Origin of the sequence: Micromonospora sp. BL1 (genome assembly GCF_003667485.1) — a bacterium.
Classification (GTDB): Bacteria; Actinomycetota; Actinomycetes; order Mycobacteriales; family Micromonosporaceae; genus Micromonospora; species Micromonospora tulbaghiae.
The window spans coordinates 1-7,247 of record NZ_RCVK01000169.1 but is presented as its reverse complement, the minus strand read 5'-3'; the positions used below and the strand labels follow the sequence as shown (position 1 = coordinate 7,247).

The following is a 7,247-nucleotide window of genomic DNA, read 5'->3' as shown; positions in this document are numbered from 1 at the left end:
GCCACCGACCACGCCGCCGCCGACCACCCCGCCGGCCGGCGCGAAGCAGATGGAGGACCTCGACCGGGGCCTGGTCAGCGTCCGCTCCGGCAGCGGGAACCTGGTCTCCTGGCGGCTGCTCGGCACCGAGACCACGGGGGTTTCGTTCAACCTCTACCGGGGCGGCACCAAGGTCAACGGCAGTCCCATCACCGGCGCCACCACGTACCTGGACAGCGGCGCGGCGGCCGGCTCGGCGTACACCGTGCGGGCCGTGGTGAACGGCGCCGAGCAGGCGGCGTCCGCCCCGGCGCTCCAGTTCGCCAACGGTTACCTGGACGTGCCGATCCAGCCGCCGCCCGGCGGCACCACCCCGTCGGGGGAGGGGTACAGCTACTCGGCGAACGACGCGAGCGTCGGTGACCTCGACGGCGACGGCCGCTACGAGTTCGTGCTCAAGTGGGACCCGTCGAACGCCAAGGACAACTCGCAGTCCGGCTACACCGGCAACGTCTACGTCGACGCGTACACGCTCACCGGCACCCGGCTGTGGCGCATCGACCTCGGCCGCAACATCCGCGCCGGCGCCCACTACACCCAGTTCCAGGTGTACGACTACGACGGCGACGGGGACGCCGAGGTGGCCATGAAGACCGCCGACGGCACCCGCTCCGGCACCGGCCAGGTGATCGGCAACGGCTCGGCCGACCACCGCAACTCCAGCGGCTACGTGCTCGCCGGCCCGGAGTACCTGACCATGTTCGACGGACGCACCGGCGCAGCCCTGTCCACAGTCGACTACGACCCGCCGCGCGGCACCGTCTCGTCCTGGGGCGACTCGTACGGCAACCGGGTCGACCGGTTCCTCGCCGGCACCGCGTACCTGGACGGGCAGCGCCCCTCACTGATCATGGCGCGCGGCTACTACACCCGCGCCGTCGTCGCGGCCTGGGACTTCCGCGACGGCACGCTGCGCAAGCGCTGGACGTTCGACTCGAACGCCTCCGGCAACGGCGCCGCCGCCGGCCAGGGCAACCACCAGCTCTCCGTGGCGGACGTGGACAACGACGGCCGTCAGGAAATCGTGTACGGCGCCGCCACCATCGACGACAACGGCCGGCTGCTGTACTCCACCGGCAACGGCCACGGCGACGCCCTGCACGTCGGCGACCTCGACCCCGCCCGCTCCGGCCTGGAGGTGTTCAAGGTCGACGAGGACGGCAGCAAGCCCAGCTCCTGGATGGCCGACGCGCGTACCGGACAGATCATCTGGCAGACCGCGCCCAGCGGCGACAACGGCCGTGGCGTCTCCGGCGACGTCTGGGCCGGCAGCCCGGGCGCGGAGTCCTGGTCGTCGGCTGTCGACGGGCTGCTCAACACCCGGGGGCAGACCGTCGGGCGCAAGCCGTCGTCGGCGAACTTCCTGATCTGGTGGGACGGCGACCCGGTCCGGGAACTGCTCGACGCCACGAAGATCGACAAGTACGGCACCGGCGGCGAGACCCGGCTGCTCACCGGCAGCGGCGTCGCCTCGAACAACGGCACCAAGTCCACGCCGGCGCTCTCGGCCGACCTGCTCGGCGACTGGCGCGAAGAGGTGGTGTGGCGCACCTCCGACAGCACCGCGCTACGGATCTACAGCACGCCGGTGACCACCGGCCTGCGCCTGCCGACGCTGATGCACGACCCGCAGTACCGGGTGGCAGTGGCCTGGCAGAACACCGCCTACAACCAGCCGCCGCACCCGGGCTTCCATCTGGGCGACGGCATGAGCACGCCGCCGGCGCCGAACATCTACCTGCGCTGAAACGGCAGGCACCGGGTCGCCGGCCGCGGAATCCGCTCCGCCGGCGACCCGGTGCACCACACCGCAGCATTCCCGACCCGTCCCGACCGGGAATGCCGTACCACCACCGGGGACAAAGTTATGCGTCCCACGCGACGGTGCGGTGACGTGGCTATGAAGAGCGTGTTTCAGCCCTCCCGGCGCAGCCCGCCCGCCACCTTCTCGGCGATCAGCTCGAACGAGCGGACCCGGTCCGCCACGTCGTAGACCATCGTGGTGAGCATCAGCTCGTCCGCGCCGGTGCGCTCCAGCAGTTCCCCGAGCTGCCGGGCCACCGTCTCCGGCGAGCCGGTCGCCTGGCCGTCGCGGCGCTGGGCGACGAACTCCCGCTCGAACTCCGAGTACGGGTACGCCGCCGCCTCCTCCGGCGTGACCAGCGGCTCCGGCCGCCCCGACCGCAGCTTCAGGAACGACAGCCCGGCCGGCCCGGCCAGCCACTCGGCCCGCTCGTCGGTCTCCGCGCAGACCGCGTTCACCGCCACCATCGCGTACGGCCGGTCCAGCCACTGCGACGGCCGGAAGTTCTGCCGGTAGAGCTGCAACGCCGGGATCGTGTTCTGCGAACTGAAGTGGTGCGCGAACGAGAACGGCAGCCCGAGCAGGCCCGCCAGCTGCGCGCTGAACCCGCTGGACCCGAGCAGCCAGACCTGCGGCGACTGGCCGCGGCCCGGCGTCGCGGTGATCGGGCCCGGCTCGGCGCCGGAGAAGTAGTTCATCAGGTCGGCCAGCTCACGCGGGAAGTGCTCGGCCGACAGGCCCTCCATGGTGCGGCGCAGCGCCAGCGCGGTCACCTGGTCGGTGCCCGGCGCCCGGCCGATGCCCAGGTCGATCCGGCCCGGGTGCAGCGCCTCCAGCGTGCCGAACTGCTCGGCCACCACCAACGGCGCGTGGTTGGGCAGCATCACGCCGCCCGAGCCGAGCCGGATCGTGCTGGTGTTCGCCGCCAGGTGCGCGAGCAGCACCGCCGGCGCGGAACTCGCGATGGCGGGCATGTTGTGGTGCTCGGCCACCCAGAACCGGCGGTAGCCCAGCTCCTCGGTGCGGCGGGCCAGCTCCGTGGTGTACCGCAGCGCCTCACCGGCACTGCCGGTCGCCGCCACCGGGGCAAGATCAAGAACAGACATGGGTACGTCGATCACAGAGAGGTGCAACCCGCGACGTGCCGGAATTGTTCCGCCGGGTGCGCTACCCCATACCCCGGGCCTGCTCGAAGATCAGGCTGGTCTGCGTGTGCTGCACCGCCGGATCGACAGCCAGATGATCGAGCACGAAGTCCCGCAGCGCGTCGCCCGACGCGGCCCGCACGTGCAGCACGTAGTCCTCCGCGCCCGCCACGTGGAACACCGACACCACCCCCGGCAGCCGCACCGACCGGGCTCGGAACGCGTCTACAGCGGCCCGCTCGTGCGCGGTCAGCCGCACCGAGACCAGCGCCTGCAACGGCAGACCCACCGCCGCCGGATCCACCTCGGCGTGGAACCCGCGGATCGCCCCGCACTCGCGCAGCGCCCGCGTACGCGTCAGGCACGTCGACGGCGCCACCCCCACGCGCTCGGCCAGCGCGTTGTTCGGCAGCCGGCCGTCGGCCGCCAGTTCGGTGAGGATCGCGCGATCGGTGTCGTCCAGGCCGGCGAACGGCCGTACATCATTCGGTGCGGCAGGCATGTGACCATCCTTCACCGAATCACCGCCGGGCGAAAGCGTGATTACCAGAATGTTGTTCGCTGCTATTGCCTCCCGCCGTCGTCATGTTCGACGCTTCCGGCATGACTTCCGTGGACACCGCAGCCGTACACGCCGGGCGCGCCGACCTCGCCGGGCTCGGCGTCCACGTCCCGCCCATCGACCTGTCCACCACCAACCCGCTGCCCTCGGTCGCCGGCGGCGGTGACGACTACGAGACGCTGGCCACCGGCGGCACCCTCCCGGCCGGCGGCAGCGCCGTCTACCAGCGCCTCTGGAACCCCACAGTGGCCCGGTTCGAGACCGCGCTCGCCCAGCTCGAAGGCACCGCCGAGGCCGTCGCGTTCGCCAGCGGCATGGCCGCGCTCACCGCCACCCTGCTCGCCGCCACCCGCGACGGCAAGCGCCACGTCGTCGCCGTCCGCCCCCTCTACGGCGGCACCGACCACGTCCTCGCCACCGGCCTGCTCGGCACCGAGGTCACCTGGGCCACCCCCGCCGACGTGGCCGCCGCGATCCGCCCCGACACCGCCCTGGTCGTGGTCGAGACGCCGGCCAACCCCAGCCTCGACCTGGTCGACATCGCCGCGCTCGCCGACGCCGCCGGTGACGTCCCGCTGCTCGTCGACAACACAGTCGCCACCCCGGTGCTCCAGCAGCCCGCCCGCCACGGCGCCGCGCTCGTGCTGCACAGCGCCACCAAGAGCATCGGCGGCCACGGCGACGTCCTCGCCGGCGTCGTCGCCTGTGGACCCGAGTGGGCCGCCCGGCTGCGCCAGGTCCGCGCCGTCACCGGCGCCGTCCTGCACCCGCTCGGCGCGTACCTGCTGCACCGCGGCATCCAGACCCTCCCGCTGCGCGTCCGCGCCCAGCAGGCCGGCGCGGAGAAGCTCGCCGCCTGGCTCGCCGGGCACCCCGCCGTCGAGCGCGTCCACCACCCGTCGCTGCACGACCCGGCCGGGCTGGTCGGCCGCCAGATGTCCGGCACCGGCAGCCTGCTCGCCTTCGAGGTACGCGGCGGCGCGCCCGCCGCGGCCGAGGTCGCCGGCGCCTGCGAGCTGATCACCCACGCGGTGTCGCTCGGCGGCGTCGACACGCTGATCCAGCACCCGGCGTCGCTCACCCACCGGCCGGTCGAGGGCGACGCCAAGCCCTGCGGCGGGCTGCTGCGCGTCTCGGTCGGCCTGGAGGACCCGGAGGACCTGCGGGCGGATCTCGCGCGGGCGCTGGCGCGGATCTGACGGCGGCCGGTCGCCCGCGTCCGCGGCGTCGTCGGGTCACGACTTCGGGCCGACGTGCCGGTCGAGGGCGGCTACCGCCTCCCGGCGGGCCACCGACAGGGAGTTGCGGCGGTTCATCCGCCAGGCGATGCCGAGCCGGTCGAGGGCCTGCTGGCAGAGGCCCAGGATGTCGGCCGACTCGTTGACGAACATGTAGCGCGGATAGACGTACTTCTTGCCGCGCACGGTCACCCGGTTGCTGACCCGGCAGCCGTCGGAATGGAACAGGCCGCGCAGGAAGTCGCCGGGGTGTGCCTCGACGATGGGCCGCTGCCAGTCGGCCAGGACGATCGGGCGCTCGTGCTTCTTGCCCGGCCCGTGCTGGGGGAGCAGGCACGGCCAGTGCATCCCGTAACTCTGCACGGCGACGCACCCGCGCTTCTGCACCCGCTGCACCGACGTGGCCAGGACCGCCCGCATCGCGTCCTCGCAGGCGGCGATCAGCTTCGGCCAGGCGTCGGCGCAGAAGACGCGCAGCACCGGCATCCGGCCGACGACCAGGTGACCGTCGCCGAGATAGAGGCCGAGAAGGTAGGCGTACTGCGCCGGATCTGGCGGATTGTCGACACCTGCCCGGCAGCGGAAACACCGCTCCGCCGTGCTCCGCTGCCTCGGCTCGGGGCGTTCCTTGCACCAGTGCCGGACGGTCGGATAGGACAACCCGACGGCGCGGGCAGCCTCGGCGACCGTCGCTCCGGCGAGGTACAGGCTTCGTGCGCGGGCGCGTATCTCGGGTGGATGCACCAGGCCATTTTCGAACGCCTGTATGACACTTGGTGCCCCCGGTGGGATTCGAACCCACACTGTCGATCTTTTGAGAATCGCGCCTCTGCCGGTTGGGCTACAGGGGCTTCTGTAGTTCGGCTCCAACAGGTTACCTACTAGGCTAGGGGCGGCGACACCCGGCAGGGCGGGTGTCGGGCTCGAACCGGTGGGAGTGGCTCGTGGGCGAGATGCAGGCGGACGCCGAGCGCAAGCGCGTTCTGATCGCCGAGGACGAGGCGCTCATCCGGCTGGACCTGGCCGAGATGCTCGTCGAAGAGGGCTACGAGGTGGTCGGCGAGGCCGGTGACGGCGAGACCGCCGTCAAGCTCGCCGAGGAACTCAAGCCGGATCTGGTCATCCTCGACATCAAGATGCCGATCATGGACGGGCTGGCCGCCGCCGAGCGGATCGCCGGCGCGCGCATCGCCCCGGTGATCATCCTGACCGCGTTCAGCCAGCGTGACCTGGTGGAGCGGGCGCGGGCGGCGGGCGCGATGGCGTACCTGGTCAAGCCGTTCCAGAAGAGCGACCTGGTGCCGGCGGTGGAGATCGCGCTGTCCCGCTACTCCGAGATCGCCGCGCTGGAGTCGGAGGTCGCCGGCCTCACCGACCGGCTGGAGATCCGCAAGACCGTCGAGCGCGCCAAGGGCGCGCTGATGACCACGTACGGGATGACCGAGCCGCAGGCGTTCAAGTGGATCCAGCGCACCGCGATGGACCACCGGATGACCATGAAGGAGGTCGCCGAGCGGATCCTCGCCGAGACCGCCGGCGGCGAGGTGGAGCAGCCCGCGTCCTGACCTCCCGGGGAGGCATCCGATCGATAGGATCGGATCCATGTCTCCCGCGCGCGTCCGGCCGATCCTCGTCGCCGCCGTGCTGCTCCTGGCAGCCTGCCAGGCCGCCCCGCGACCGCTGCCCGAGCCCGCGCCGGTCCGCCCGCAGTGGCAGCCCGTCGAGCTGGCCCTTCCCGCCGGCGCCACCGGGCGTCCGGTCCTGCGCGACACCGCGCGGTGCGCCGGCCGGTGGTACGCGGTGGGCGGGCTGGTCGATCCGGCGGGGGAGACCCGGCCGGCGGCGTGGTCCTCGTCGGACGGCGTGACCTGGTCACCGATTCCGGTGCGCGCGCAGACGTTCTACGGCCGTCAGCACGTGCTCTACACGGTCGCCTGCGGCGACGACGGGATGGCGGCGCTGGGCGCGAAGACGGGTGGCGTGCACGGCAATCCGCGTACCGGGACGTGGGTGTGGCGTCCGGGCGGGCCGTTGCGGGAGGTGCCGGCGGCGTTCGAGTTGTTCGGCGGTCCGCGCGCGGTGAGCGCGTCGCGGCTGGCCGCGGGTCCGGGTGGTTGGCTGGTCGCCGGGTCCCGCGCGGACGGTGCGGCGGTGTGGACGTCGCCGGATGCCGAGGGGTTCGTGCTGCGCGAGGGCGTCGCGGAGCTGGCCGGCGACGGCCGGGGCCGGACGGCGGCGTACGACGTGGCGGCGGTGGGGTCGGGCTGGCTGGTGGTGGGGTCGTTGCTGCCGCCCGGCGGTACGGCCCGGACGCCGCTGTCGTGGTTCTCGGCGGATGGCCGGGTGTGGCGGCGGCTGGCCCTGCCGGTGCCGTCGAGGGCGGCCGGGGCGGCGGAGCGGGTGGTGCCGGCCGACGGCGGTCCGGTGGCGGTCGGCCCGCTGGGTGACCGCTTCGGGGT

7 protein-coding genes and 1 tRNA gene are annotated in these 7,247 nt (G+C 72.9%); 4 read left to right on the top strand and 4 right to left on the bottom strand.

What is annotated here, in order from left to right:
- A partial coding sequence (locus EAD96_RS06555) for a rhamnogalacturonan lyase (protein WP_147457845.1) occupies positions 1-1,786 on the top strand: 1,786 nt, incomplete at its 5' end.
- 167 nt (positions 1,787-1,953) lie between these two features.
- Here the strand turns inward: EAD96_RS06555 and EAD96_RS06550 are convergent.
- Both EAD96_RS06550 and EAD96_RS06545 read right to left on the bottom strand, forming a co-directional pair.
- Positions 1,954-2,949 carry an LLM class flavin-dependent oxidoreductase gene (locus tag EAD96_RS06550; protein WP_199733081.1) on the bottom strand — a complete coding sequence of 332 codons (996 nt, stop codon included), beginning with the start codon at positions 2,947-2,949 and terminating at the stop codon, positions 1,954-1,956.
- A 61-nt stretch (positions 2,950-3,010) separates the two neighbouring features.
- On the bottom strand, positions 3,011-3,490 hold the full coding sequence (locus EAD96_RS06545) for an Lrp/AsnC family transcriptional regulator (RefSeq protein WP_047894721.1): 480 nt from the start codon (positions 3,488-3,490) through the stop codon (positions 3,011-3,013).
- 83 nt (positions 3,491-3,573) lie between these two features.
- On the opposite strand from EAD96_RS06545, the gene EAD96_RS06540 reads away from it, so the two are divergent.
- Entirely contained in the window at positions 3,574-4,749 is a 1,176-nt protein-coding gene (locus EAD96_RS06540; RefSeq protein ID WP_121683622.1) for a PLP-dependent aspartate aminotransferase family protein, read from the top strand.
- Positions 4,750-4,785: 36 nt separating this feature from the next.
- On the opposite strand, the gene EAD96_RS06535 is transcribed toward EAD96_RS06540, so the two are convergent.
- Together EAD96_RS06535 and EAD96_RS06530 are read right to left on the bottom strand one after the other, a co-directional pair.
- The gene (locus EAD96_RS06535; protein ID WP_121683621.1) at positions 4,786-5,532 is read right to left on the bottom strand and encodes an LAGLIDADG family homing endonuclease; all 747 of its coding nucleotides are present in this window, start codon (positions 5,530-5,532) and stop codon (positions 4,786-4,788) included.
- Between the two features lie 30 nt (positions 5,533-5,562).
- A tRNA-Leu gene (locus tag EAD96_RS06530) sits at positions 5,563-5,639 on the bottom strand.
- A 93-nt stretch (positions 5,640-5,732) separates the two neighbouring features.
- Here EAD96_RS06530 and EAD96_RS06525 point away from each other — a divergent pair.
- Positions 5,733-6,353, top strand: coding sequence for an ANTAR domain-containing response regulator (locus tag EAD96_RS06525; protein ID WP_013287522.1), 621 nt, complete (start codon positions 5,733-5,735; stop codon positions 6,351-6,353).
- A 37-nt stretch (positions 6,354-6,390) separates the two neighbouring features.
- A partial coding sequence (locus EAD96_RS06520; RefSeq protein WP_121683620.1) for a hypothetical protein occupies positions 6,391-7,247 on the top strand: 857 nt, incomplete at its 3' end.

What these genes read in the sequence shown, in the direction of transcription:
- EAD96_RS06540 (WP_121683622.1), top strand. Translation starts at nt 3,574, where the DNA reads ATGTTCGACGCTTCCGGCATGACTTCCGTGGACACCGCAGCCGTACAC.
- EAD96_RS06545 (WP_047894721.1), bottom strand. Translation starts at nt 3,490, where the DNA reads ATGCCTGCCGCACCGAATGATGTACGGCCGTTCGCCGGCCTGGACGAC.
- EAD96_RS06550 (WP_199733081.1), bottom strand. Translation starts at nt 2,949, where the DNA reads ATGTCTGTTCTTGATCTTGCCCCGGTGGCGGCGACCGGCAGTGCCGGT.